Source organism: Bacillus sp. RAR_M1_44 (assembly GCF_020165935.1).
In the GTDB taxonomy this organism is placed as follows: domain Bacteria; phylum Bacillota; class Bacilli; order Bacillales; family Bacillaceae; genus Bacillus; species Bacillus altitudinis.
Genome location: NZ_JAIUKX010000002.1, coordinates 122,167 through 147,607 on the forward strand (window position 1 = coordinate 122,167; position 25,441 = coordinate 147,607).

The 25,441-nt window shown below is 40.8% G+C and carries 24 protein-coding genes; 6 read left to right on the forward strand and 18 right to left on the reverse strand.

Annotation, left to right across the window (positions count from 1 at the left end; all coding sequences use genetic code 11):
• Positions 1 to 10: 10 nt before the first annotated feature.
• Together addA and addB are read right to left on the reverse strand one after the other, a co-directional pair.
• Positions 11 to 3,715, reverse strand: a complete 3,705-nt coding sequence (addA, locus tag LCD34_RS14150) for a helicase-exonuclease AddAB subunit AddA (protein ID WP_224559572.1) — start codon at positions 3,713 to 3,715, stop codon at positions 11 to 13.
• The gene (gene addB, locus LCD34_RS14155; RefSeq protein WP_035392493.1) at positions 3,693 to 7,202 is read right to left on the reverse strand and encodes a helicase-exonuclease AddAB subunit AddB; all 3,510 of its coding nucleotides are present in this window, start codon (positions 7,200 to 7,202) and stop codon (positions 3,693 to 3,695) included. The genes addA and addB overlap by 23 nt, the downstream gene beginning before the upstream one ends.
• Before the next feature lie 166 nt (positions 7,203 to 7,368).
• Here addB and LCD34_RS14160 point away from each other — a divergent pair, with 166 nt between their 5' ends.
• On the forward strand, positions 7,369 to 7,815 hold the full coding sequence (locus LCD34_RS14160) for a ferritin-like domain-containing protein (RefSeq protein ID WP_007499129.1): 447 nt from the start codon (positions 7,369 to 7,371) through the stop codon (positions 7,813 to 7,815).
• Positions 7,816 to 8,006: 191 nt separating this feature from the next.
• Here LCD34_RS14160 and LCD34_RS14165 read toward each other — a convergent pair whose 3' ends face one another.
• The 3 genes from LCD34_RS14165 to LCD34_RS14175 are packed head-to-tail and all read right to left on the reverse strand — an operon-like array spanning position 8,007 to position 9,729.
• On the reverse strand, positions 8,007 to 8,417 hold the full coding sequence (locus LCD34_RS14165; RefSeq protein WP_073415055.1) for a DoxX family protein: 411 nt from the start codon (positions 8,415 to 8,417) through the stop codon (positions 8,007 to 8,009).
• A 57-nt stretch (positions 8,418 to 8,474) separates the two neighbouring features.
• Entirely contained in the window at positions 8,475 to 9,314 is an 840-nt protein-coding gene (locus LCD34_RS14170; protein ID WP_224559573.1) for a M56 family metallopeptidase, read from the reverse strand.
• Positions 9,307 to 9,729, reverse strand: coding sequence for a BlaI/MecI/CopY family transcriptional regulator (locus LCD34_RS14175; RefSeq protein WP_007499135.1), 423 nt, complete (start codon positions 9,727 to 9,729; stop codon positions 9,307 to 9,309). Before LCD34_RS14175 ends, LCD34_RS14170 begins: the two co-directional genes overlap by 8 nt.
• Before the next feature lie 276 nt (positions 9,730 to 10,005).
• Between LCD34_RS14175 and LCD34_RS14180 the strand changes: the two genes are divergently transcribed.
• A complete protein-coding gene (locus tag LCD34_RS14180; protein WP_048002596.1) occupies positions 10,006 to 11,148 on the forward strand; it encodes an AbrB family transcriptional regulator in 1,143 nt (380 codons plus the stop codon).
• Positions 11,149 to 11,183: 35 nt separating this feature from the next.
• Here LCD34_RS14180 and lepB read toward each other — a convergent pair whose 3' ends face one another.
• Entirely contained in the window at positions 11,184 to 11,696 is a 513-nt protein-coding gene (gene lepB, locus LCD34_RS14185) for a signal peptidase I (RefSeq protein WP_007499139.1), read from the reverse strand.
• Positions 11,696 to 12,313 (reverse strand): TVP38/TMEM64 family protein, encoded by a 618-nt coding sequence (locus tag LCD34_RS14190; RefSeq protein ID WP_017366969.1) that lies wholly within the window; start codon positions 12,311 to 12,313, stop codon positions 11,696 to 11,698. The genes lepB and LCD34_RS14190 overlap by 1 nt, the downstream gene beginning before the upstream one ends.
• 158 nt (positions 12,314 to 12,471) lie before the next feature.
• On the opposite strand from LCD34_RS14190, the gene LCD34_RS14195 reads away from it, so the two are divergent.
• Both LCD34_RS14195 and LCD34_RS14200 read left to right on the forward strand, forming a co-directional pair.
• On the forward strand, positions 12,472 to 12,834 hold the full coding sequence (locus LCD34_RS14195; protein WP_008348633.1) for a hypothetical protein: 363 nt from the start codon (positions 12,472 to 12,474) through the stop codon (positions 12,832 to 12,834).
• 87 nt (positions 12,835 to 12,921) lie between these two features.
• On the forward strand, positions 12,922 to 13,356 hold the full coding sequence (locus LCD34_RS14200) for an enoyl-CoA hydratase (protein ID WP_224559575.1): 435 nt from the start codon (positions 12,922 to 12,924) through the stop codon (positions 13,354 to 13,356).
• 34 nt (positions 13,357 to 13,390) lie between these two features.
• Here the strand turns inward: LCD34_RS14200 and LCD34_RS14205 are convergent, their stop codons facing one another.
• The 7 genes from LCD34_RS14205 to LCD34_RS14235 form a co-directional block, all read right to left on the reverse strand.
• Positions 13,391 to 14,347 (reverse strand): LCP family protein, encoded by a 957-nt coding sequence (locus LCD34_RS14205; protein WP_224559586.1) that lies wholly within the window; start codon positions 14,345 to 14,347, stop codon positions 13,391 to 13,393.
• 139 nt (positions 14,348 to 14,486) lie between these two features.
• Positions 14,487 to 15,431, reverse strand: coding sequence for a siderophore ABC transporter substrate-binding protein (locus tag LCD34_RS14210; RefSeq protein WP_125589106.1), 945 nt, complete (start codon positions 15,429 to 15,431; stop codon positions 14,487 to 14,489).
• 22 nt (positions 15,432 to 15,453) lie between these two features.
• Complete coding sequence (locus tag LCD34_RS14215; protein WP_060780947.1) at positions 15,454 to 16,212, reverse strand: ABC transporter ATP-binding protein; 759 nt, start codon at positions 16,210 to 16,212, stop codon at positions 15,454 to 15,456.
• Positions 16,203 to 17,153: an iron chelate uptake ABC transporter family permease subunit gene (locus LCD34_RS14220; RefSeq protein ID WP_019743340.1), complete on the reverse strand. Its 951-nt coding sequence runs from the start codon at positions 17,151 to 17,153 to the stop codon at positions 16,203 to 16,205. Before LCD34_RS14220 ends, LCD34_RS14215 begins: the two co-directional genes overlap by 10 nt.
• Positions 17,146 to 18,096, reverse strand: coding sequence for an ABC transporter permease (locus LCD34_RS14225; protein ID WP_017366964.1), 951 nt, complete (start codon positions 18,094 to 18,096; stop codon positions 17,146 to 17,148). Before LCD34_RS14225 ends, LCD34_RS14220 begins: the two co-directional genes overlap by 8 nt.
• A 157-nt stretch (positions 18,097 to 18,253) precedes the next feature.
• Positions 18,254 to 18,532, reverse strand: coding sequence for a barstar family protein (locus LCD34_RS14230; RefSeq protein WP_224559597.1), 279 nt, complete (start codon positions 18,530 to 18,532; stop codon positions 18,254 to 18,256).
• Positions 18,533 to 18,594: 62 nt separating this feature from the next.
• On the reverse strand, positions 18,595 to 19,764 hold the full coding sequence (locus LCD34_RS14235; RefSeq protein WP_098681005.1) for an MFS transporter: 1,170 nt from the start codon (positions 19,762 to 19,764) through the stop codon (positions 18,595 to 18,597).
• Between the two features lie 143 nt (positions 19,765 to 19,907).
• Here LCD34_RS14235 and LCD34_RS14240 point away from each other — a divergent pair, with 143 nt between their 5' ends.
• Positions 19,908 to 21,347 (forward strand): PLP-dependent aminotransferase family protein, encoded by a 1,440-nt coding sequence (locus LCD34_RS14240; protein ID WP_224559598.1) that lies wholly within the window; start codon positions 19,908 to 19,910, stop codon positions 21,345 to 21,347.
• On the opposite strand, the gene LCD34_RS14245 is transcribed toward LCD34_RS14240, so the two are convergent.
• From LCD34_RS14245 to LCD34_RS14255, 3 genes are all read right to left on the reverse strand, one after another.
• Positions 21,344 to 21,859 (reverse strand): hypothetical protein, encoded by a 516-nt coding sequence (locus LCD34_RS14245; protein WP_224559599.1) that lies wholly within the window; start codon positions 21,857 to 21,859, stop codon positions 21,344 to 21,346. The genes LCD34_RS14240 and LCD34_RS14245 overlap by 4 nt on opposite strands.
• Positions 21,860 to 22,160: 301 nt before the next feature.
• Positions 22,161 to 23,267 carry a D-TA family PLP-dependent enzyme gene (locus LCD34_RS14250; RefSeq protein ID WP_224559601.1) on the reverse strand — a complete coding sequence of 369 codons (1,107 nt, stop codon included), beginning with the start codon at positions 23,265 to 23,267 and terminating at the stop codon, positions 22,161 to 22,163.
• A gap of 143 nt (positions 23,268 to 23,410) precedes the next feature.
• Entirely contained in the window at positions 23,411 to 23,989 is a 579-nt protein-coding gene (locus tag LCD34_RS14255) for a competence protein ComK (protein ID WP_017366958.1), read from the reverse strand.
• Positions 23,990 to 24,278: 289 nt separating this feature from the next.
• Here LCD34_RS14255 and LCD34_RS14260 point away from each other — a divergent pair, with 289 nt between their 5' ends.
• On the forward strand, positions 24,279 to 24,515 hold the full coding sequence (locus LCD34_RS14260) for an IDEAL domain-containing protein (protein WP_008348804.1): 237 nt from the start codon (positions 24,279 to 24,281) through the stop codon (positions 24,513 to 24,515).
• Positions 24,516 to 24,573: 58 nt separating this feature from the next.
• Here the strand turns inward: LCD34_RS14260 and LCD34_RS14265 are convergent, their stop codons facing one another.
• The gene (locus LCD34_RS14265; protein WP_224559602.1) at positions 24,574 to 25,434 is read right to left on the reverse strand and encodes an SDR family oxidoreductase; all 861 of its coding nucleotides are present in this window, start codon (positions 25,432 to 25,434) and stop codon (positions 24,574 to 24,576) included.
• Positions 25,435 to 25,441: the final 7 nt, after the last annotated feature.

Genomic DNA, 25,441 nt, shown 5'->3' on the forward strand with positions numbered 1-25,441 from the left:
TTCATTCCACCTATAAAGAAATTTCTAGATTTCCATCAAAGAAATAAAGGATTTTCTCCTCTAATGTTCTGTTTGTTAAACGCTCTACCGCTGCTGTATACAACGATATTTGCGTTTCATAGCGTTTTTTTAACATCGCCTCAGCTTCCTCTAATCCACCTGAGAATCTGCCAGTCACTCGATCTGTTTTATAATCAAGTAAATAGAGCTTGCCATCTGCTTCAAATAAACAATCAATCATTCCTTGAATGAGCACAGGTTCACCTTCTGCATCAATATGGCTGTATACCTCTTTAACCGGTAAAACCATACTAAACGATACTTCTCGTTTCACCCAGTCCGCTTTCCGCAGTTTTTGACCAATAGCAGTAGAAAAGAAGGCCACAATTCCTTCTCGATTGATGGACTGGATTTGTTCATCTGTTAGTAAGTCTTTCTCTTTTAAAGAATGGAGCAGCTCTTCTACACGAGATTCATCATATGGTTCATTTGAAGGAAGAGGGATATGCTGCATAACTGTATGCATGGCCGTCCCTTGTTCTGCGGCTGTGAGTGTTTTTTTCTTCATAAAAGCCGGTCGTTCGTAAAGTGTCGCATGAGCTTTTCGAATGGAAGAAGGCACACTGTATTCATCCTGTATTTCTTTCATTCTTTTGATCTCAGAAACTGACTGCTTTGTCCCTACTTGGGAGGCCGCTAAATATGGATAACGCCATGTAAGTCTTTCTTTTACTTCCTCCTCGTAATCGCCATATCCTTGAACAGGCACACCTTCCATTAATGCTTGTACCACTTCGTCTTGTTTTTGTTTTTCAAGTGACATGTCTTCTTGTAGAAGATCGGACGCTTGATGAAAGGTGATAGAAAATGATGATGGATGAGAGAGAACGACTTCTCTCGATTCTTCTAAAAGAGAAGACATCGCTTGATGACGGATAAGAGCAGGGCCAATAAAATCTAAGTATGTTCTCGCTTGATAACGTTCAAAATCAGGGAGAAGCCAGTCGTCTCCGTTTGCGGCATTTTGCCACTTGCTTAAAGCTTTCACTTGATTTTTGACAGAACCGACTAAAAATAATTTTTCTTTCGCCCTTGTGAGCGCCACATATAGAACCCTCAGTTCTTCAGATAATAGTTCTTTTCTCATCTTTTTTTTCATCGCGATCAGCGGTAATGTTGCATAACTAATTCTCAGCTCAGGATGAATATATTTGCTGCCAAAACCTAATTCTTTATCGAGCAAATAGGACTGGTTTAAATCCATCATATTAAAGTTCCTGCCAAGTCCTGCAGTAAACACAACAGGGAATTCGAGTCCTTTACTGCTATGAATGGTCATCATGCGGACAACATCCTCTGTTTCACTGAACGTTTTTGCTGCTCCAAGATCATCTCCACGCTCTTGCATTCTTTCAATAAATCGAAGAAATCGAAACAGCCCTCTAAATGCAGCCTTTTCATACTGTTTCGCTCGATCATATAAAGCCCGAAGGTTTGCCTGTCTTTGCTTACCTCCTGGCATCCCGCCGACATAATCTAGATATTGTGTATCTCGGTACACTTCCCAAATCAGTTCTGCTACCGAATGCTGAATAGAAAAATCACGCCATTTGCGTAATTGAAGGAAGAAACGCTCCAGCTTTCTGCATGTCGGATGATCAGAGTTTGTCACACTCATAAATGCCTTCACAGCGTCATAATAAGTGCCTTTTTTATCACTTGTTCTAATCAGTGCCATCTCATTTTCGTCTAAATGAACAAGAGGTGACCTTAAAACAGCAGCGAGCGGAATATCTTGATATGGATTATCAATCACTTTTAACAAAGAAAGAATGACAGATACTTCTGTAGCTTCAAAATAACCTGAGGAAAGATTCGCATAAACAGGGATTCCCTGCTTCTTCAACTCTTCCATCATTTGCGGAGCCCACGGCATTGAGCGAAGCAAGATCACAATGTCTCGATACTGCAAGTTGCGGGTCAGCTGCTGTTTTGCATCGTACACTTGAAAAGGCTGTTCTACAAGTTCTTTTATTTTCTTCGCAATCACTCTCGCCTCAAATTGTACCGTCTCTAACTCTTCTCGTTCTTCATCGTTTTCTGTGTCGTGCTGATCTAAATGAACAAGAAGCATTTCTGACGTCGTGTCTTCGCTTTGCGGATAACTCGCTCCAAGCTTTAATTCAGCTTGTTCGTCATATTCAATTTCTCCAACTGTTTCTCCCATCAGCTGTTTGAACAGAAAGTTGGTACTGTCTAATACATCAGCCCGGCTACGGAAGTTTTTATTTAGATCAATTCTTTTACCTGTTTCATTGCTGTCTGCTTTAAATTGTTTATATTTATTTAAAAAGAGCATCGGCTCTGCAAGTCTAAAGCGATAAATGGACTGCTTCACATCACCAACCATAAAGCGGTTGCCTTCGGCAGGATGTTTCCCTTTAGACACAAGCTTTAAAATCGTTTCTTGGACAAGGTTTGTATCCTGGTATTCATCCACGAGTACTTCTTCAAATTGCTGTTGATAGTATTTAGCCGCTTCTGTTTCAATGAGATTTCCTTCTGCGTCCTGCTTCGCTAAAATGCGCAAACAATAATGTTCTAGATCCGAAAAGTCTACGATTGATTTTTCTTGTTTTGCTCTTTCGAAACGCTCTCCATATTGAATCACAAGCTCTACAAGTGTTTCTACAACTGGCTTCATTTCAGCCAAGCTTTTTAAATGCTGATCGGGACTGCGCATAAAGTATTCATCTTTTAGCTTTTCTAATTGTTTTTTGGCTTGATTGCGTGCATCTGTTGCTTTTTCTAACAGAGCCGGGTCATAGTCATCCCCTTTGCAAGTCTTTAACCTTTTAAAATTGATGTTTGGCAAAAGCTCATAAAGTGTCCCAAAATCATCTTGATGCCTTATTAATTCATTTACTTGCTCTAAATCATCTATAAAATTCTCTGCTCTCGGTGCTGGACCGCCCGGCTCTTTTGATAAAGTGAGCGCTTGTTCCAGCAGTTCCTGACAGCTTCTTAAAACGAGAGAAAGGTCCTCTTTGATATATGGATAAAAGGGTAATTCTTCTACCTTTGTCTGTGTATCCACATCATAAAGAGAAAGGAATGCCCGCATCCATTGTTCGGGAGCTGGATGTGACCTAGAAAACTCATAAATTCTTTTGACAAGCCATTGAAGATCTAAATCATGCCGATCAGATGTGTAACGATCAACGAGTTCAAAGAATGACGGCTTTCCAGCCTTATACTCATCCTCAAACAGTTCATCTAACACTTCATCTCCTAATAATTCTCCTTCTGTTTGATCAGCCAAACGAAAACCTGGATCAAGGTCAATCTCATAATAAAAGGTACGGAGAACTTGCAAACAAAAAGAGTGCAAGGTAGAAATATTGGCACGATTCATAAGTGACAGCTGTCTCCGCATATGAAGTGATCCAGGGTTTTTAGATAGTTCTTTTTCAAGTGCTTCAGTGATCCGGTGCTTCATTTCTGCTGCTGAAGCATTGGTAAAAGTCACTACGAGCAGCCTGTCCACATCAACTGGCTGCTCAGGCCGAGTCATTTTTCGAATCAGCCGTTCAACCAAGACCGCTGTTTTCCCTGACCCTGCCGCCGCAGCAACAAGAATATCTTGTCCTTCTGAAACGATGGCGTTCCATTGGTCATCTGTCCAAGTACTGTTATTCGGTTTTGGTATTTGCATACTGATCCCCTTCTTTTTTGATCCGGTCTAACATGACATCATCCTTCTCAGAGGTGAGCACCCTAAATTCATTATCTTCTATTGATTCATCAAATTGGCAAATAGACTTAAAGGAGCAAAAGCGGCAAGGGGTTTGATCCTTTAATTTATATGGGTTTATCTCTACCTCACCGCTTGTAATTCTTTCTCCTGCCTCTTCAAAGGTTCGCCGAACGTGTTTTGTGAGAATGTGAAAATGATCTTCACTTAATACCGCAGAGTCAGATCGGAAAGAACCATCCTTTTTCAAACCAGCTTGGATGACTTGTGATCTTCCTGATTCGAGTGTTTGATCCATCAACTTCACTGCTTCCACATCTTCGAGCAATAGACCCTTCATTTTAAATTTCTTCAATATTTCCTGCTCAATTGCATCTTCTCCAAGCGGAATAGGCGCTTGAATCAGCGGGTCATGAATATGGAAGTATAAAATTCCTGCCGGTGTCGCTTCCATGCCAAGCCATTCTTTAGAATACGTAATGGTCAGGTCTAAATAAGTGAGCATTTGCAAGGCTAAACCGTAGTAAACTTCTGCTAGATCAAGCCCCTTCTCACTGGACTTATAGTCGACAATTCTTAAAAGAAGTCCTTTTGATCCTTCTGCTTTATCCACTCGGTCAATCCTTCCAACAAGCTCCATCGTGCAGCCGTTTTTTAATTGAAAAGTAAACGGCGGCAGAGGTCCTTGACCTCCAAAACCTAACTCAAGTCCAACCGGAGAGAATCCGCTCACTTTTGCATGTTCGCTTAATATAGAAGACACCCTGATGAGGATTTTTTGAAGCTTTTCTTTTATATAAGCATGCCGATTAGAGCTTAATAAAATTTCTTTTTGTAGACGTGGAGCTAGCTGTTCAATTGCATGCCTTGAGTAGGTCACACAATCTTCCTTCGTTAAGTTTTTCCAATCCTTTTTTTGTTCAACAAGCGTATCTGAAATCAGTTTTAAAGCCGAGTGAAAGAGCTGGCCGATATCAGGTGCTTCTAATTTGTAAAATTGTCGATCTTTTAGTTTTAACCCGTGGGAAGCAAAATGAGAAAATGCACATGCATTGAATTTCTCCATTCTTGAAACACTGCCCTGAATATGGTCACCGTAAAGTTCTTTTGTGACATTCGGATTTAAACGTTTCGCTCTATTTGTAAAGAACAAGCTGGACATGATTTTTTTTGATACGTCGCGGTTGGACGAGGTCATCAAATGATTATATACACTCCACCATACGCCGCTGATCCGATATTGATTGAGCCATTGTTGCAGCTGCGAAACGGTATAGGATAACGAGACATGCTCGTTTGTTACAAATTTTAATTGCTCCTGATCATCCAACTGCTCTGGATCTAACACATAGAGGGCTTGCTGATGGTTTGGCATCAGTTCCTCACAATACTTGATGAGGGTCGAAGGCAAAAGAGACCGCCCTTCCGTATCTGAAGCTGAATAGGATAAATACAGGTAGTGCGATGGACTGGACAGCGCTTGATATATCAAAAATTGTTCATCCAGCAGCCGTTCCTTCCCTGTCTCTGCCAGCTCTGCTCCTGCCCGTTTTAACCATTCCCGGTCGTCTTCAGACAATACACTTTCATCAGAGGGCCGTGCAGGTATAACCCCATCATTTACTCCAATGACAAACGTACACTTTACTTGATACATTCTGGATAAATCCATACTTCCGATAAACACTTGATCAAGTGAAGGGGGAATCAAAGCGAACTTAAGAGAGGACAGTCCTGTATCTATCATCTGTTGAAATAATGGAAATGAGAGCTCCTCCTCGCCCAGCATTTCAACAAATTCATCCATCAATTGAATGACAGCATCCCACACTTGCCCATGCTGCATCGCTTCAGCTAACCTGCCTGCTTCTTCTGCCTCAAGCCTTGCCTTTTCAAGCTTTTCTGGCACTTGGGCTTCTTCTAGAAAGACATACACTGCCTCCACCATGTCTCTTAGCTTTTGCGCTTTTTTCAATCTTTTTTGCAATTGAAAGAGAGGCGGAACAATCCATTCTTTTACATCATTCAGCATTTGCTCCATTTCTATTTCTTGATCGGTTTGTCCAAAATCTTCATCTAGTGATTGGAAGCGGCGATAATGAAAGCGTGAACCATTCGTCCAGCGTTCACCTTTTACACCGTAAGCAATACAATAGTTTTCAAGCTGATCCGCCTGTTCTCTTGCTTTGTTTTTAGCGAGTTCAAGCGGAAATAAGAACTCCGTTTTCACACAGCGAAACACCGCCTCATACCGCCAGTTCCCTTTTATGACATCGAGGCTCGAACGAATGAACTCAATGAGCGGATGATACTGCATCGATTCATTTCCATCAATAAAGAAAGGAATATCGTAATCTCGAAACACCTCTTTTAACGTATCTTTATAGTCGTCTACATGTCTTGCAACAATTGAGATGTCTCGTAACCTAAGACCTTCCCCTCTTACTAAATCAAGAATATCTCTCGCTACTCCCTCAATTTCAGCTCGTTTATTTGCACTTTTCGATACGGTAAGGTGAGGCGTTTCTTCTTGATATGGCTGCAAAGGTCTCTGTTCATATTGATTTTCTAAATAAGCTAGATCTGGGGTATGAAGATGCCGCTTATTTCTCTCCAAAATGTTCTCAGAAATAGCCGCTCCGCACTCTTTGGCCAGCTGATAAAGCTGGGAATATGTCTTACCTGTCATGCGAAATAAATCAAGTTCATTTGGCTGCGTGTCATGATAGGAACGATCCACTGTGAATGCAGCTGTTATTTTTTCTGCATGTAGCAAAAGCTGTTCAATGACAAGAAGCTGCTGGGGGGTAAACTGATAAAAACCATCTATATAAATGTGTGCCCCTCTCAATTCTTCTGATAAAGGAATTTGCTGAGCCAGAAGTGTCAAGTAATCCTCTGAGTGCACATACTCATCTTGCAGATGCTGCTCCATCTGCTGATAAAGAACATGAAGATCATGCAATTTTTCCGCCGCACGTCTTTCTTCTGTATACTCTGAATGCATACTGGATGCCGAGATTTTTTCAATATCCTCCGGCATCATACAGTACCTTTTGAATTCAGCCATCGTCTTTTCTATTTGCTCAACAAATCCCGGTTTATCACTCGCCTTTTTGAATACCTTAAACTTGTCTTTCTGTTCTTCTATTACTTTTCTTAAGAGCATTTGAATCCCTGTGCTTGTGACAAATTGACGGTTCGCACCGCCAGTCTGCTGTAATATAGACCAGGCAAGCCGAGTAAAACTAAAGACTTTGGCCCTGATCATTCCACCAGCTTCAGATGTTTTTGCAAGCTCATATTCCATTAAAAATGTCATTTGATCCGGGACTAAAAAAATGATTGGCGGACCCAGCGGATCAAGCCGAAGTTGTTCTTTGATTTCTTCTAGAATTGCAGTCGTTTTTCCACTCCCCGATCTGCCTGCTAAAAACTGAATCTCCACGTTCCACAACACCTTTCTTATGTACTCATATTCTAGCGAAAATAAAGGTAAATAGCTATTTTCCTATCACCTTCCCTTTCTCCTCCGATTGAAAAGGAAATAGGCACCTTTCCCGACTCTTTTCATATCATAAACCATCATGATCTAAAAGGAGGCTGGCAATATCATGTATTACGGTTATTATGACTACTCACCATATGACATGCGCCAAAACACAAGGATCATTGCAGACCTTGAAAAGGCCATCAATGGCGAATATTCTGCGATCCAATGCTATGAAAAACTTGCACAAAAAGCAAAAAATCCTGAAGCGAAAAAAATCATTCAAGAAATACGTCAGGATGAAGTCAGACATTATCAGCTATTTACAAAGCTATACTATTCTTTGACTGGTAAAAACCACAAACCAAGCATAACAGAGCCTTGTCCAGACCAATTTAGGGAAGGTCTCTTATTTGCCTTTAAAGACGAACAAAAAACAGTCGATTTTTACTTAACGGTATCAGACTATGTCCGTGATCAAGGAACAAAGGAATTAATGAAGCGTATTGCTCAAGATGAACAGCAGCATGCTGTCTGGTTTCTATATCTTTTAACGCACCATGTTTCTTAGATAACCCTATTTTAATAGGAGATCGTATGTTCCGTCAAAAAATGAAATTGCTTTTTTGCTCATTCAATATGTGAAATAAAGGGCTGTCATCATCAAAACGCCTCTTCGCTTTTCCTTTTTTAATGATAAAACGACCTTTTGACCATAAAAAAACTCCTCTGCTACAAATCGCAGAAGGAGTTTTTTGTTATTTAATGAAATTTTGCTTCATTGCTTTGCTGCTGTTGTTTTAACAATCCATCAATCGATAGCATCTTGCTGCCACTAAGTGTCAAGTAAAGCGCCATGACCATTAAAGAAAGTTCAAATTCATAACCGCCCACAAATCCTCTTGAAAAACCAACTGTGATAATGGCTACAGCCATAATTGGCACAAATAAAGCTGCGAAAAGACGTGTGCCTAAACCTAGAATCAGGGCAATTCCACCAACCAGTTCAATTGTTTTGACAATATAGGCCATAAATTCAGGAACACCAATTTGACCAAAAAATGCAGCAGTGCCTCCTAGTCCACCTTGATATGCTTGAAGTCCATGTAAAAAGAAAATAATGCCTAAGATGACGCGTACAAAAAGTGTTCCTATTTCTTGATTTGTTTTCATATAGTGATTTCCTCCCATTTTTACACTACATCATGTAATGTTCATTCGTAAAAAAAATTAGTAATTTAAGTTGAGCATAATCATTAAGACCACCATGAGGATGGTTGATGTCACAATTGGGATAAGTGGTACATTGAAAGGTATGTTGTATGTTGGGTTTAAGATTTTTTGGATTCTTAAATTTAATGCTCGGTCTCCAAAGGACACGGCAAATTTCGTTTGTTTTTGAAACTGGGTTCTATTTTTAATGAGTTTCAAAAGGGCTTGCCCTACTCCAAGCTCAGTCCCTGTCTGCTGAATGGCATAGTCATCTGCAATGACCTCACGAAAAACGGAGTAACTTTGTCTCATATGCTTTAACACAGGAATATACCAAATCACTTTTGTGAGCAAAGAGAAAGTGAAAGTCTTTAAAGGGTCGTAGCTGTATTTGTGATGTAATTCGTGATAGACAACCGCATCGATTTCCCCTTCATCCAGCATATCTATAAGCGCTGTTGAGAGATACACTTTTGGACGAAGCATCCCCATCGCGAAAGCAAGCGGTTCATGGCAATGAAACACAATGATCTCATTTCTATACTTGTCTGATAGACTTTGCGTTGAATGTTGATCGACTGCCATCATCATATTTCTTTTAAAATGAATATACTTTCTGACCTGCTTCGTCATATAGAAAACGGCAAAACCTAGTGTATACAAAACTAAAACATCCAGAAAATATTTTAAAGGAGTGAATCCATAAAATTCGAGAACAGATTGGCATACATGGATCAGGTTATATGCTTGATTCCAGCCAAAAAAGCTTGAGAGTACATAATAGCCCATCTGGTAAAAGATCACTAAGCCAATCAATATACCGCCTAAAAACAGCAGACTCGACTTCATTTTAATCATGTCGTTTCTCCTCTTTTTTGGATGCAAGCCTTGCTTCAAGTACCTTCAGTAATTCAGGATCAGCACTTTCAATTGCGTCCACCATATGATTGACTGCAAGAGGGCCGAAATCATCCATCAGTCCTTGAGTAATCCATTTCGTTTGCTCATTTAGAAATTCTTCTTTTGTTAAAACAGGGTTATAGATAGATGAACGCCCTTTCGTTTTCTTTTCCACAATTCCTTTTTCGGTTAATCGATTTAGTACCGTCATGACCGTGTTGAAATTAATTGGCTTCTCATCTGACAGCTTCTGCTGTACCTCTTTAATCGGCATATCCTCACCTTGATAAAGGATCTCCATAATCCTTCCTTCTAAAGGACCGAAAAAGCGGTTCAATCCCTTTTCATTATATTTAAAAGAAGGAATTTTCATGTCATCACCTCACACTAAGCATTGTAGTGTAATTGAAAATGATAGTCAACTGATAACAAAAATAGGGGAAAATCGTTGTATATTGTATTTGTTTTTGGCAAAAATTATATGTCATTTATATCAAAAACAATCTTTTTTCTAACAGAGTTAACCATAAGATAATCTTATGAAAATACTAAAAAAATTCGTATTTTATTTATAGAGACTTTTGTATTATAGTGAAGATAACAACATTTCACTTACTGAACAAATATACAGGAAGAAGGTTTATATGTGATGAAGCAAGGAAACAGCCTTCGAACCGATCTCATTTTGATTGCGGTAAGCGGTTTAGGTGGATTCCTTTTGTCTCTAACAGGGATGTCTATCGGCTGGATGATTGGCACATTAATGACAGCTGCATTTATTGCCCTGCGCCGTCCCGCCCTGTTTCAGCGTAAAGGAAAGAATACCTTACGTATTCACAGTAGATGGCTACTCCTTGGTCAATTCATTCTCGGAATCGAACTAGGACAAAAAATGAACATGAAAGTCCTTCACATTTTCGCTGAAAATTGGCTTCCCGTGAGTTTCATGCTCGTCTTTTCTATTTTATTAGCCATGCTCTCCGGGTTTGTTTTATGGAAGCTGAGCAAAACAGATATGCTGACCAGCTTTGTTGGCACTGCCCCCGGCGGTCTTTCCGCTATGCCGGGCATCGCCCAAGAGGTTGGAGCAAATACAGCTGTAGTGAGTCTTGTACAAACGATACGTGTGTTAATGGTCGTACTGACCATTCCATTTACGGTATTTTATTTAAATACAAAAAGCCAATCAGATGTGGTAGTCGCCCAAGGCAGCGCCTTCTCATCAGGCGTTTTCACAATATCAAACATTTCTTGGACTGCTGCACTCATTTTAGGGGCATGGCTGATGTCACGCCTAGCCGTGCGTCTTCACTTTCCCGCCCCTTGGCTCATCGGCAGTATGTTAGGTGTGGCAGCTCTCCAAGTAGGGGCAGGCGCCTTGACAGGTCATGATTTGATTCCTTACTGGCCAGCCCAAGCGAACATTGCGTCACAGGTATTTCTAGGGGCAACCATCGGGTCAAAAATGAATAAACAAATGTTTGTCGGGCTAAAAAATACCTTGATTGTCGCCGTCGTCAGCTCAGCCGGATTGATTGCTGCGACCGTTCTCAGTTCAATTGCCATCGCAGAAATAACAGGTATTTCTGTCATTACAGCCATTCTTGCTTTTTCGCCTGGCGGTATTGCAGAAATGGCAACAACAGCTGTTACACTTCATGAGGATTCCACCTTTGTTGTGGCTGTACAAGTCGTCAGAATTATTTTGGTCATCGCCATGCTCCCACCGTTTTTTCGTTTCTTACATCATGTCTGGGCAAAAAGACAGACTGATTATAAAACCGCTAAATAGAAAGAGCCGCTCTACTTATGCAGAACGGCTCTTTTTTATTCATCATGATTCCTTTTTACACCGACTACTTGATCCTTTGAGATCGTTCCAAAATGCCGGCTGTCAAAGCTATGTATTCGATTATCTCCGATCACGAAGTAATGATTGTTTTGTATGTTCTGACGACCGGTGATGGCTTTCAGCTGAAAATCACCTGTTAGGACGTTGCCCATTTTATGTTTTTTCTGCTCTTTTAAATACGGCTCTTTCCATTTTACACCATCAACAAACAGTTGATCATCTTCATATTTGATTGTTTCTCCTGGAAGTCCAATGACCCGTTTGATCAAGATTTGATTTTTAGGGCCATGAAATAATACATAGTCAAACCGGCTAATTTTCGTGAGTTTTGGCGAGAACTTGTTAATTAATAATTCTGTTCCATCTGTAAATGTAGGGTCCATACTAACCCCTTCTACTTTGTACGTGACAAACATGAAATTCTTTACTTGGAACAACAAGACGATGCATGTAATAATCATGAACCATAGCAATGGCTTCTTTTTCATTAAGAGCCTCCTTTGTCCTCACGCTGACTCATCCGAATATTCAACCTATTTTCTACTCTCTTTCCAACATACCATAATAAAGCAATGACTAGAACCGCAAAAACACTTCTTAACGGATTCTTTACTAAAGCTGAAATGTCATAGCCGATAAAACTAATAATAAAGAGCATGACACACTTCCCTGATAAAGCAGCTAATGAGAACTGCCAGACGCTGATTCTTGATAGACCTGCTACGACATTGACGGCAGCAGAAGGTGTAAAAGGAAAGCAGAGTAAAATAAACAACGGACCAAATCCCCGCTTTTCAACCCAAAGCATCAGCTTTTGAATAGAAGGGTGTCTGCTAATAAAGTTCAACATCCTCATCTGTCCAAATTTTCTGATCAGTAAAAAGACAAGGATAGATCCTGCACTTGCACCAATCCAGGTCAATAAAAAGCCTTCCCATAGCCCAAAAGCATTTGCATTGGCCACCGCAAATGCCACGAGAGGTAAAAACGGTAGAAATGCTTCTATTAAAGGGAGTAATATAGCCACAATGGGTCCAAAAGCCTTGTAGCTTTCAAAAAATGATGTGATATTTTCATGAGTAAATATAGAAAGAAATAATGGCAACTTGTTTGACTCCTTCAAGGTTTTTCTATCTTTCATTTTACATGGAAAACATAAAAATATACAAATGAATCCCTCTCAGCCCCCCTTGAGATTTTTTAACTCATCCGATATAATAAATAAGAACAAATGTTCTATAAATAAAGAAAGCAGGCATGGACATGACGAGATTATCAAGCGTACAACTTCAGATGATGGAACAAGCCATCTTTCTTCCAATGGTCATCTCCATCCTCAATCGTGATTTGACGCACCTTAAAAAACATCAAACATTCAAACTAAATGAACCATATATTCAGCTAGTCACCTCTTCATTAAAAGAAGCACAAAAAGCCCTTTATCAACTGAAACAACAGTTACGTAAAGAAAAAATGAACGTACAGCAAATTGAACACGATGAAGGATTTACGACATATTTATTTCTGATAAATGGCTATGAAGAAAAGCATAAATATTTTAATCCCCGTATACGTCATCGTGTAGAGGAAATGCTCACCCATTATTTTCTCCATTCTGGAAAATAAATTATGGTTATATTTTACATCAAAGGAGGAAATCCCTAATTTTTGTCGAATGGATAAATATACCAAAAAATTAGGAGGTTTTTACCCATGATCAAAAAAATAGCAGCACTCACTTTAGCAGCAGGATTACTTGTGCCAAGTACCGTTTCGGCATTAGAACCACTGCAAACAGGAAAACAAGCCCCAGCAGCATCTGCACAAATAACAAGTGTAGCCTATACAACGGTTTCTATCGTTGGAAAACGAGTGAAGTTTGAAGTGAAAGCACTCGAAAATCCTTTTAACATGAATTACTATAATCGAATTGCTTGGACGAGTACGGACGAAGAGCCAAGTGTATTCAATGACAATATTCTATCGGTCATTGTCGCTAAAAAAACCGGACAGGCTTATCAAGTCTTTTCATACGAAGCGCTCACTTCGGTAAAGGACAAGATTGAATCAGGTCAAAAGGTGTATGGCTGGGCGCTTGCTTTAAATGGTGTGTGGTACCCAACGATGCCTGCAACCCTCTACTATTAAAAAAAGCCTGCCATAGCGGCAGGCTCTTTCTCCATTATGACAATTCGAGCTGTTTTCTCAGCTCTTGTCTCACTTCTTCTAATCCTGGTCCATCTAACTCAAAGTAATACACATTCCCAGGCTGGTAATCGTGCCCTTTTAATTGGATGGTATCCACTGATTTTAATGAACTCAGTAAAGGGAATAGACCGATCAACTGTTTCATGGATAAATTGGTGGAGACGTTATCCCCAAGTGTATCAATGATGTTGTCATAAGACGGTATGGAAGAAATGGATTTTGATTTTTCAAAGATGGCTTGAAGTGCTTCCATTTGGCGCTTTCCGCGCATGAGATCACTATCTGCCTTTCTCGTTCTCACAAACGCTAATGCTTCTTCACCACTGAGCGTATGCGTGCCTGTTTCCACATGAACTTTTCCTTTTGAATCCTTTTCCATTTGTTTTGCAATGCCTTCATCTTCAATCGTTACGTCAATTCCATTTAGCTCATCGACAATGTCTTGAAACGCCTTAAAGTTTCCTGCAATCACATAGTCTACCGGGATGTTTAACAAATTCTCTACCGTTTTGACTGATAAATCTGCACTCCCAAACGCATGGGCATGAGCAATTTTATCATATCCTCTCCCCGGTATATCAACATAAGAATCACGAGGAATACTTAGGAGCTTGATCGTTTTGTCTGTTCGATTCACCGTCGCCAGTAAGACCGCATCACTTCTTGCTTCGTCTACCGTTTCACCTGGACGGCTGTCAATCCCTAAGAGCAGCACCGAAAAGCTATCCTTTCCTGGTTCAAAAGCTTTCACACGCTTTTGCGAGGTCTCTCCTCTTTCTAAAGATACTTGCGCTTTATTCGACGCTTTTGAAATTTTATAGTATGCGTATCCTGTGACAGATACAGCCATAACCATGACAAATGCCATGATAAACAGCACGACTTTCACCCAAGGTCTTAGCCTTCTTTTTGATCTTGTTTTCTCCTTCATCCTTTCCGAACCCTCACTCTATCTTAGTCTCACAATGTAGGTTCCACTATAACATATTTTGATGAAAGTTTCCTGCACGCAACATATTTTTATGTATCCACAATAAAAAAGCTGCTCGATAGGAGCAGCTTTTCATCCATTACTTTTGTTCAATTCCTTTTTTCACTTCATCAATCATCGCATTCAATGATTCAAGGCCGCCGCCTGCTAAATACCACATGTCAGAGTTTAAATACACCACATGATTGTTTTTAACCGCTTTGACTGATTTCACATAATCATTTTCAACAAGCTGTTTCGCAGACGTTTCTTCTCCAATCGCCGCACCGCGATCCACGACAAATAAGTAATCTGGGTTCGTTTTGACCATATACTCATACGAAATGCTTTGTCCATGTTTATCAGATGGCTCTAGCTTTTGATCTGCTGGTGTAATCCCAAATACATCATGAATCAGACCATATCTTGACTTAGGACCAAATGCCGTCATTTTGCTGTCGTTCGCCATAATGACGAGTCCATTTTTCTTTAACTCTTTGGCTTGTTTCTTTAATGAAGCCACTTTTTGGTCAATGGCAGAAAGTTCTTTTTTGACTTTGTCTTCCTTATCAAAAATCTTTCCTAATGTTTCAGCATTCTTTTTAAATGATTCCATATAGTTTGCGTTATCTACATCCATATAAATCGTCGGAGCAATTTTAGAAAATTCATCAAATGCATCTGCTTGACGGTGCTGAATAATGATCAAGTCAGGCTTCATCTCTGCAATTTTCTCAAAGTTTGGCTCTTTTAACCCGCCGACATTCTCATATTTGTCACTTTCATATTTAGATAAATAGTGAGGAATCACTTGTTTTGGTAAAGCTGTCACGTTGACACCAAGCTTATCAAGTGTATCGAGACTTCCCATATCAAAAACGACGACTTTTTTCGGGTTTTTCTTGATCTTCACACCGTCTTTATTCAACATATCCTTTACTGTTACGGTTTCCTCATTCGTTCCCGCTGTTTTTCCTTGGTTACCACATGCAGCAAGGACAGCAATCGCTGTTAATACTGTTATCATCCAAATCCATTTTTTCATGATTGATCACCTCTTCATTTTTTCAAGAAAAATATAAGCAAATACGCTCACCACGAATGATTTCGATCGGTATGCGCATGTCATAAATGTGTTCAAGTGCTTCTGTTTGAATCACTTCATCAACGCTTCCTTCTTTGATCACCTGACCCTCTTTTAAGGCGACGATGTGATCTGAATAGACAGATGCAAAGTTAATATCATGGAGAACAACAACAATCGTTTTTCCAAGATCTTTCACGAGCTGCTGAAACAGCTTCATCATTTCAACTGAATGGTTCATATCTAAATTATTTAAAGGCTCATCTAAGAAAATATAATCCGTATCCTGAGCCAGCACCATGGCAATAAAGGCTCTCTGCCTTTGTCCGCCGCTTAGTTCATCTAAATATTGATGCTGGATTTCGATGAGTCTCATGTATTGAAGCGACACATCAATCATGTTCTCATCTTCTTTTGTCAAGCGGCCTTGAGAGTAAGGAAAGCGGCCAAAGCTGACAAGCTCACGAACGGTCAGACGCACACTCATGTGGTTCGACTGCTTCAAGATGCTCATTTTTTTCGCAAGATCCTGAGGAGAGTACGCTCGATAAGGTTTATCCTCTAAATAAGCTTCCCCAGTATCAGGTTGAATCAGGCGGCTCATGATGGACAAAAGCGTACTTTTGCCTGCGCCATTTGGACCAATGAGAGAGGTCAGCTGTCCTTTTTTTACACTGACAGTTGTTTCGTGAAGCACTGTTTTTCCGTTATATGTCTTACTGACTCCCTTCATCACGACCATGAACGACTCTCCTTTAAAAGTAGATAAATAAAATACAGTCCGCCGACTAAATCAATTAGCACACTAAGCGGTGTTTGAAACGTAAATACCTTTTCCACAAGAAATTCCCCGCCTACAAGCGCAATGACACTAATGAAAAACGAGCCTAATAGCAAGTACGTGTGCCGATATGTACGAAACAGCTCTCTTGCCACATTTACAACGAGTAAGCCAAGAAACGTAATTGGGCCGACGAGGGCCGTCGCAATAGAAACAAGGACGGCAATGACGATCAACATCTTTTTTGTGATCCCGTCATAGTCAATCCCGAGATTCACAGCCTGTTCCTTTCCTAACGACATGACATCTAATTTCGCGCGGAAGGTCCATATATAAAGACAAAGTGCCGCAAATAAAAGAGAAGCGAAGAGTAAAATATCTGTGTTCATGTGATTAAAGCTGGCAAAGGACTTGTCCTGTACGACTTGGTATTCATTCGGGTCAATGAGCATTTCCATAAAGGAAGAAAGACTTTTGAACAATGTTCCAAACACAATCCCGACAAGCAGGAGTAAGAAAATATGCTTGTTTTTGCGCTTGAACATCACCGTATAGAGCAGCACAGAAAAAAGAATCATCAATCCAACGCAGAGAAAGAAATTCAGGTTCTTATTCGCGATCATCAAATTGGTCGATCCAAAAAGATAAATAATTGCAGTTTGCAAAAACAAGTAAAGCGCGTCTAACCCTAAAATGCTTGGCGTTAAGATTCTGTTATTGGTCAATGTTTGAAACACAACAGAGGAAAAGGCAATCGCGCCTCCTGTCAAAGTCATGGCAAGCACCTTTTTTAAACGGCTCGGCACTGTGTACTCCCAGTACCCCATTTGAAAGGTGACGAAGATGACAACGAATACGGCTGCAATGGCTGCAATGAGAAATAATGTTCGTTTCTTATGCATAGCGCTTCCTCCTTAATAACATGTACAGGAAGATCGCACTTCCAATGATGCCGACCATAAGCCCGACAGATATTTCATATGGATAAATGATCACCCGTCCGAGTACGTCACATATGAGCACAAAAATGGCCCCTAATAAAGCCGTATGCGGCAGGCTCTTTTTCAAGTGATCCCCTCGGTAGATCGATACAATATTCGGAATGATTAAGCCAAGGAATGGCAGCATGCCAACAGTCAAAATCGTTACAGAAGTAATCATCGAAACAATCACCAAACCAACTGCCATGACACGTTTATACGTTAAACCTAAATTGACGGCAAAGCTCTCACCCATACCAGCCACTGTAAAGCGGTCAGCATATAAATACGCGATGATCAATAGAGGAACACTCACATAGAGCAGTTCATAACGTCCCTGAACAATAAGAGAAAAATCCCCTTGCAGCCATGCGGATACGTTTTGGATCAAATCATATTTATAGGCTATAAACGTGGAAATTGAACTGACAATTCCGCCAAACATTAAGCCGACTAACGGTACGTAGATCGTATCGTTCACCTTAATATGGCGTAAAATTTTTAAGAATAATAGATTGCCAGCTAACGTAAATAAAAACGCAATCGCCATTTTCATCAGCGGGCTTGCCTGTGTAAAAACAAGCATGGCGGTTAAAATACCCAGCTTGGCCCAATCCATTGTTCCTGCAGTCGTTGGAGAGACAAATTTATTTCTCGTCATGCTTTGCATGATAAAACCGCATAAGCTCAGGCTCATGCCAGCAAGCACAATACTCATCAGCCGCGGGATGCGACTTGAAAATAAGGTGTTCATTTGTTCATCTGATAGATGAAACAACTGTAAAAGAGACAGGTCCTGTACTCCGACAAACAGCGACGCACATGCCAAACACACAAACAACAAACTTAATTGGTACAACTTCATACAGGGTTCACACTTTCTATCAAGCTCTCTGCCACAAATGATTATCATTATCAATTAAGCGGCAGTTCATATATTATCATATTTAGTGAAATATTCAATAGTAGAATGAGAAAGGGTCAAAACAGCAAAAAAACAGCTTTCAGGATCAGCTGCTTTTTTATGCTTCAATATTCAATTGAAACTGCCCTTGCAGTTCCTCTTCAGCTTCTTGAAATAACTGCCGCAAATTCTCTGCATAATCACCAAGCTCGTCTTTGCTTGCTTGATAATGAATCCACGTGAGCTCTACAGGCAAGCTCACTTCTCCTGTTAAACAGTCCCAAAGGGCATCAAGATTTTCCCCGTAATGATCAGGAAGTTGTAACACTGTTTTTAGTTGATCATGAAGCTCCTCTTGTGATCTGCACATCGCACCATTTAGCTGTACTTTTTTCATTTCCCTCCTCCTCTTCTGTCTTTATTTTAAACGAATTGGAGAGGAAAGAGAAAGAATCCATTTCACTTTTGCCTCTCTCTGAAACTTAAACTAAACAAGATCAGACAGGCAGCCAGCACGAGCATGAAAAAGAGCGTTAACACTGTCTGAGTACCGTACATATCAGCAAAGAGACCCACAAACACACTTGGTATGCCAAGACCTAGATACGCAAACAAGTAATATCCAGCAACGGCTCTAGCCGCTTCCTTCTTCCCTTTCTCAACAATCAGCTGGAGACCGCCTAAGTAAGTAAATCCATAGCAAGCTGTGCCCGCTAAAAGAGTTCCAGCAAGGACAAGGAATATAGACCCGCTATTAGCACCGAATAACAGCAGGCCATATCCGCACGGAAGACAAATAAAACCGATACGAAGCGCTGCACTGCTATTCATCTTTCGGACAAAGGGCTGCATCAGAACACCTGCCATATTAATAAAAAACAGCGCCGGGCCTACCCACAATTCATAGCCATTTAATTTAAGCTGTGCTGGCAAAATCGAAATGACAAGACCGCACACAGACCATGCGATAGCAATGGCTATGTTCGCTGGCATTGTTCCTTTTGGAAACCTCGGCATGTTCATGAGCGGTTTACTTGCATCCCCTTGTACAGGCGGCACCAAAAAGAATACAGCAACAATCGTCAACATGATCAAGACCAACACAATCCAATAGCTAAGAGGCGTCAGTGACACTCGCTCAAAAGAAAGAATCGCTGTAAAAAGAGCACCTCCTCCAAATCCAATTGAACTGCATAATGCGATAAACGTTGGGATCCAGCCCGATTTCTCTGGATATAAAGCAATCAAGTAGGCAGTACATGTGCCAACACTTAACCCAAGTCCCACTCCTTGCAGCAGCCGGGCGACAAAGAGCATTTGTATGGTCGGATGCACGATCATGAGCAGGGTGGCACATAATGAAAAGCAAAGAGCGATCAATAAAATCGGTTTTCGTCCAGCCCGGTCAGACATGCCGCCAAGTAACAATAATACTGGAATCAGTCCGAAAACATACGCAGCAAACACAAGGGCTGTTGACGCCTTTCCATATCCTGCCTGCTCTGCATATTCCGTATAAAGAGGGACTTGCAGGTTCACTGCTGTTGTAATCATAAAAAGGCTAAATAAAACGAACACAAACGGAATCATAGATAGCTGTGCTGTTTCTTCTTTTGATGCAGGAATCATGGGACTCTCTCCTCTGTGTAAATGATATGAACCAGTGTACACATCATTTGGATTTCTTCCCACATCCAAAAATGAAGCTATTGACCAGTCCATAATTCCATGTCATCATCAATGATGACATGACAAAGGAAAGAAGGTGCACTGTGTACATTCATTTAGACCGTTCCAGCCCTACCCCGCTCTGGCAGCAAATCGTCAATGGCATCATTCAAAAAATTCATACAAACACACTGAATCCTGATGATCAGTTGACTCCGACAAGAGTATTAGCACAAGAGCTCAACGTATCTCGATCCACCGTACAGCTTGCCTATGATGAACTGCTGGCAAGAGGCTATGTCAGCACCTCTAGAAGAGGCGGGACAAAGGTCATTTCAAGTAATCACTATGCTGCTTCTCCCCCACATCAAAACGAACCGCCTTTTGCACTTCCGATAAGACCTCACTTTGACGAGGCTGAAAAACAAATGGATCACTGGCTCTCGGCCAATCAATTTCATGACACACTTGAGATTGATTTCCGCCATCAAGAACCAGCCATCGACGACCATTTTCAAAACATATGGAAACGCTCGCTTCTAAAAGCATTACAGCGCTTAAATATGAAAGATTGGGGCTATTCTTCTCCGCATGGATTATGGGAAGTGCGTTCAGAAATTCGCCAATACTTATCGGTTGAACGCGGCATTGATATAGAAGAAGACCAAATGGTGTTAACAGGGGGCACACAGCAAGCCATTGACTTAATTTCACAAGTCATGCTCAAAAAAGGAGATACAGTCGCTGTTGAAGATCCTGGTTTTCCTGGAGCTAGGTTGTCCTTTCTACATCGCGAAATGAATATTTACCCCGCACCAGTCGATGAAGAAGGAATGATGGTGAATACATTGCCAGAACGTACAAAGCTGATCGCTGTAACGCCCTCTCATCAGCGGCCAACCGGTGTCTGTATGAGCGTCAATAGAAGACGGGAGCTGCTGCAGTTTGCTGCGAAGGCTCAATCTTACATATTAGAAGATGATTTTGATGGGGATTATCGTTATCATGGCGGACCGCTTCCTTCTTTATTTTCAGAAGCACCCGATCATGTGATCTATATTGTCAGTTTTTCCAAGGTGCTTGCACCAGGCATCCGCCTTGCTGCCATCATCGGCTCCAAAGCAGTCATCAAAGAAATCGCTGCACTGCAATCACTTATTCAAAGACAGCTGCCGATCATGGAGCAAATCACTCTTGCCTCTTTTTTCAGAGAAGGAGAGTTTACGCGATATGTCAGGCGGATGAGACAGGTGTATAAAAAACGGCAGGCAGCGATGATGGATGCTCTTTTGACACATCACTTTGACAAACACTTCCGTTTATATGGAACCGATACAGGCCTTCACGTCTTTTTAGAAGGAACATCAGACTTTGATGAACAAGGCACGATTGAGGCCGCAAAAGCGGCAGGTGTCGGCATTTATCCATTAAGCCCCTATTGTTATGAAAGCAAAAGGAAAGGGTTGCTGCTTGGCTTTGCCTGTACGGATGAAGCCATGATTCAAGAAGGTGTACGCCGATTAAAGCAAACACTGCACATCTAAAAAAGCCTGGAAGTCTCTCTTCCAGGCTTTTCATTGGATTGCTGAACGTTTCCTACTTCTTCAATGAAAGAGGCTGTCTCTTGCAATCCATCTTGAAAATGTTGAGTTGCTGACATAAACAGCTTTTCTTGATCAGGACGCTTCAACAGCTGCTCTACCTTGCTAATTCCTTTTTCAAATGAAGCAAGACCTGTCTTTAATTGTTTGTCTGCCTTTTGATACACAGCTGGCACTTCTTGATGAGTAAGCCCTTTTTGAATGACACGGTCGAATGCTTTCGTCGCTTTTGTCAATTTTTCATTTACTTGAATTTTTCCATGTCCATCCGAAATAAATTGATCGGTCATGTTTTCATATGCTTCATTTAACTCATCCATATAACGCTGAACCCATTGTTCATACGCAGCTTCTTTTGTGTTTTGTTTTGAAGGCGGCTGACCTGCTTGATTGCAGGCCGTGAGTAGTGTCACTGTCACGGTAAATAGCAGCATCAAATGCCATCGTTTTTTCATACAGGGCCCCCATTTCTCTTTCCCATTTGTTCATATCGGTCAAATATGATCAACTTTTACCTCATACGAACACATTGCAAGAAATGACATGTTTTTATTGTAACAGACCGCATGTATCACTTCTGTGATTTATGCGGAAATGAATGAAAATCCTTCTAATGGTTCACATTTCCCTGCCATTTCATGATGATACAGTCAATAGACGACGAGAAAGGCACATTTGGTTTCAATCTATTTCATCGTCGTCATTTTTTCTCAAATAAAAAAGACCCCTTTCGGCGCCTTTTATGACCCTACCAATTTATTGCAGCTTTCCTTTACAAGCAATCTCCAGCTCTTCTACCACTTCATCATCTTGAATGAGGTATGCTTTTTCATGAAGATTCACAGCAGGACAGATGTGATTCGGAATAATTTGCACCTTCTCACCGATCTGTACACTTTGACGAAAGCCTTCATGATAGATAATGGCATGCTCGTCAAATACGCTTGAAACAAATACATCATCATATTCTTTCACTTTGCCTAAGCCCTCTGTTTTCGTCAGCCCTTTTGTACGTGTTTGTGCCGTCAGCCCCTTGGCCCCTACATCTGTAATCACCCGGCGCTCTGTCGGTTTACTAATGACCGTCGTCAGCACAGATGCTGCACAATGTGAATATGTGCCGATTACATTGGACTGGGAAGCATCCATCAAGATGTATGTGCCTGGCCGTATTTCTGTGACTCCTTTTGGGATATCAAATTGAAATAAAAATGGCGGTGTTGATCCAATACTGACGACCTCTATCGGCATACCAGCTTTTTCTGCAATCTGCGCAAAACGGAGCGTTCGATTTACAGCCTCCTTGTATAATGTCCGGCAATGTGCTTTACTTTCCGCTTGATACGTATGACCATCATGAGAAAAAATCCCCTTTAAATGAACGGCATCACTTGTTTGAATCGCCTCTAATATGTGGCAGAAATCACGTTCTTCAATGACACCAGACCTTCCCTCTCCAACCTCTATCTCAATTAAAACCTCCGCTTTTTTCTCTGATTCACGAAAGACTTGCTCAATCTGCTTCACATGCTCAACACAATCTATACCAAAAGAAATCTGTATCGACTCTGCCAGTTTGCGAATCCGCTTGAGTTTAGTCTCACCTACAATTTGATTGGCGATAAAAATATCCTTGAGCCCATGGGCTGCCATTACTTCAGCCTCTCCTACTTTCGCCACCGTAATGCCAGATGCACCTTTCTCTTCCTGCAGCTTGGCAAGTGCAGGCGTTTTATGCGTTTTCGTATGAGGGCGCAATTTGACATGCTGACGGTCTGCGTATTGCTGCATCGCCGCTACATTCTCCATCATCACCCGTTTATCAATGAGTAGTGCCGGCGTATCCAGCTCTTCATACATCATCCCCATGACCCCTTTCATTGTATAAAAAATTATACGATATAGATAAATTATATATTTTTTTATACGATAATCAATGGTTTTTTCTGCAAAAAAGTGATGGCGATGAGTAAGCAGTCCAGCGGCTGTCTGCCGCTGGTCTCTCACTAATAACGATTACGAAGTTCTCTTAAGATAAAATCATACACAAGGTTGAGCTGCTGTTCCTTTGGATACAGCATAAATTCTTGTTTCTTAGGAAGACCTCCATCAAGTCGATCTTGAAATTTCGTTCGAAGATACGCTGTTCGGTGTACCTGACTCTCAAATGACTTATATGAGACATCTAGTTTGACCGATTGCTCATTTGTAAAAGTAACAACCGTGTCTCCGAGGGATGATTCCTGAAAGATATGAATGTATTTGTGGGAGATCCATCCGCATTGAGGGCGGTTGGATGAATAGGTTGGGAAGAAATACAGATGATTGGATGAGTCAATCACGATGGGAGGCTTGTGGGAAATTCCTGTTACTTCGTATGTTCCCGCTTTTCTGCCTGCATAGCTTGAGCCAAAGAACCTGCAACTGCGTTCTATAATTTGCAGCGGCTTTAATTCAACGTAAAAGCTTGTCTCTCTTTCGATCACTTTTGAATATACTCGTTTTCCTTCTTCAACCGGAAGGACCGCCATTGTTGTTTGATTAATGACGTATGAATCTAATGGTGTTTCACTAATTCCTGACACTTCATTTCCTCCTGTGTTAATTTTTGGTTATTTTAGATACTATTAATCTATCACCAACGTATAAGAAACGACAGGATTTTTTCAATATTTATTTAAAATCATCTTTTTATCATATTTTTTAGTACATTCGATCTATCTAAAAGCCATTTTTAAAGATATATCGCATCTTGTCGACTGGACAAGGGGTGTCGATATGGCTCAAAAATAAATTGTCTAAAAATTATAAATTCTTGTTGATTTTTTCTCCGCCAATCCATATACTATAAAAAAGGCATCGGGGGGATTCTTTATGAAAGAGAAAAAAACGTATGCTGAGCTCATGAAGTCCCGCAACACCCAAAAAACCGAAGAGAATGGCGTTACTATTTTAGACATTTATATTCAAATGGTTTTAGATGAGGCGCTTTATAAACAGCGCTTAACCTTCCTTAGAGAAGAGATTGACAAGGCTCTAGATCAGCGTGATGAAAAGCGTTTTAATGACCTGTCAGCTCAATATGCAGAACATTGCTTACATCAATCATGATGATTTTACTTGCGGCAGAGAGACAAAAGCTTGTCTCTTTACCGCAAGTTTTTTGTTTTTATCCATTTAATATGGTTCCGCCATTCACATGAATCATTTGTCCATTCATATAAGAAGAGTCTTCGCTCGCTAAAAATAAATAACTCGGCGCTAACTCTACTGGCTCACCAGGCCGCTCCATTGGAACATCTCCACCAAATTCAGACACTTCCTTTTCCGTAAATGTGGATGGAATCAGCGGTGTCCAAATCGGTCCAGGCGCTACCCCATTTACCCGAATCCCTTGTTTGATAAGAGATAGAGATAATGATCTTGTAAACGTTACAACCGCCCCTTTTGTCGATGAATAATCAATTAAGGTTTCATGACCTTTATAAGCAGTGACCGATGCTGTATTAATAATACTGCTTCCTTTCTTTAAATGAGGGAGCACCGCTTTTGTTAAATAGAACATGGCAAAGATATTCGTTTGAAATGTTCGAAGAAGCTGGTGAGAGGTAATCTGTTCAATGCTTTTTTGCGGATGCTGTTCCCCTGCGTTGTTGACCAAAATATCAATCGAACCGAAAGCATCTTTTGTTTTTTTGACGACCTCGTTTGAAAAAGCTTCATCCCCTAGGTCACCTGCTATTAAAATGACGCGGCCTCCCATCTTTTCAATATAGTCCTTCGTTTCTTCCGCATCACGATGTTCATTCAAATAAACAACCGCTACATTGGCTCCTTCTTTCGCAAATAAGACAGATACTGCTCTTCCAATCCCGCTGTCTCCACCTGTGACAATCGCCGTTTTCCCTGTCAGCTTTTTGCCTTGCACCTCTCGATCAAAGATAGGTCTAGGGTTCATTTTATATTCAAGTCCTGGACGTTCGTTCTGATGCTGAGGCGGTAACGTTTTCTTTGGCTGCTTTGTTGACACGTCAGTC

What these genes read in the sequence shown, in the direction of transcription:
- addA (WP_224559572.1), bottom strand. Translation starts at nt 3,715, where the DNA reads ATGCAAATACCAAAACCGAATAACAGTACTTGGACAGATGACCAATGG.
- LCD34_RS14160 (WP_007499129.1), top strand. Translation starts at nt 7,369, where the DNA reads ATGTATTACGGTTATTATGACTACTCACCATATGACATGCGCCAAAAC.
- LCD34_RS14165 (WP_073415055.1), bottom strand. Translation starts at nt 8,417, where the DNA reads ATGAAAACAAATCAAGAAATAGGAACACTTTTTGTACGCGTCATCTTA.
- LCD34_RS14170 (WP_224559573.1), bottom strand. Translation starts at nt 9,314, where the DNA reads ATGATTAAAATGAAGTCGAGTCTGCTGTTTTTAGGCGGTATATTGATT.
- LCD34_RS14175 (WP_007499135.1), bottom strand. Translation starts at nt 9,729, where the DNA reads ATGAAAATTCCTTCTTTTAAATATAATGAAAAGGGATTGAACCGCTTT.
- LCD34_RS14180 (WP_048002596.1), top strand. Translation starts at nt 10,006, where the DNA reads ATGAAGCAAGGAAACAGCCTTCGAACCGATCTCATTTTGATTGCGGTA.
- lepB (WP_007499139.1), bottom strand. Translation starts at nt 11,696, where the DNA reads ATGAAAAAGAAGCCATTGCTATGGTTCATGATTATTACATGCATCGTC.
- LCD34_RS14195 (WP_008348633.1), top strand. Translation starts at nt 12,472, where the DNA reads ATGACGAGATTATCAAGCGTACAACTTCAGATGATGGAACAAGCCATC.
- LCD34_RS14200 (WP_224559575.1), top strand. Translation starts at nt 12,922, where the DNA reads ATGATCAAAAAAATAGCAGCACTCACTTTAGCAGCAGGATTACTTGTG.
- LCD34_RS14205 (WP_224559586.1), bottom strand. Translation starts at nt 14,347, where the DNA reads ATGAAGGAGAAAACAAGATCAAAAAGAAGGCTAAGACCTTGGGTGAAA.
- LCD34_RS14210 (WP_125589106.1), bottom strand. Translation starts at nt 15,431, where the DNA reads ATGAAAAAATGGATTTGGATGATAACAGTATTAACAGCGATTGCTGTC.
- LCD34_RS14215 (WP_060780947.1), bottom strand. Translation starts at nt 16,212, where the DNA reads ATGGTCGTGATGAAGGGAGTCAGTAAGACATATAACGGAAAAACAGTG.
- LCD34_RS14220 (WP_019743340.1), bottom strand. Translation starts at nt 17,153, where the DNA reads ATGCATAAGAAACGAACATTATTTCTCATTGCAGCCATTGCAGCCGTA.
- LCD34_RS14225 (WP_017366964.1), bottom strand. Translation starts at nt 18,096, where the DNA reads ATGAAGTTGTACCAATTAAGTTTGTTGTTTGTGTGTTTGGCATGTGCG.
- LCD34_RS14230 (WP_224559597.1), bottom strand. Translation starts at nt 18,532, where the DNA reads ATGAAAAAAGTACAGCTAAATGGTGCGATGTGCAGATCACAAGAGGAG.
- LCD34_RS14235 (WP_098681005.1), bottom strand. Translation starts at nt 19,764, where the DNA reads ATGATTCCTGCATCAAAAGAAGAAACAGCACAGCTATCTATGATTCCG.
- LCD34_RS14245 (WP_224559599.1), bottom strand. Translation starts at nt 21,859, where the DNA reads ATGAAAAAACGATGGCATTTGATGCTGCTATTTACCGTGACAGTGACA.
- LCD34_RS14250 (WP_224559601.1), bottom strand. Translation starts at nt 23,267, where the DNA reads ATGATGTATGAAGAGCTGGATACGCCGGCACTACTCATTGATAAACGG.
- LCD34_RS14260 (WP_008348804.1), top strand. Translation starts at nt 24,279, where the DNA reads ATGAAAGAGAAAAAAACGTATGCTGAGCTCATGAAGTCCCGCAACACC.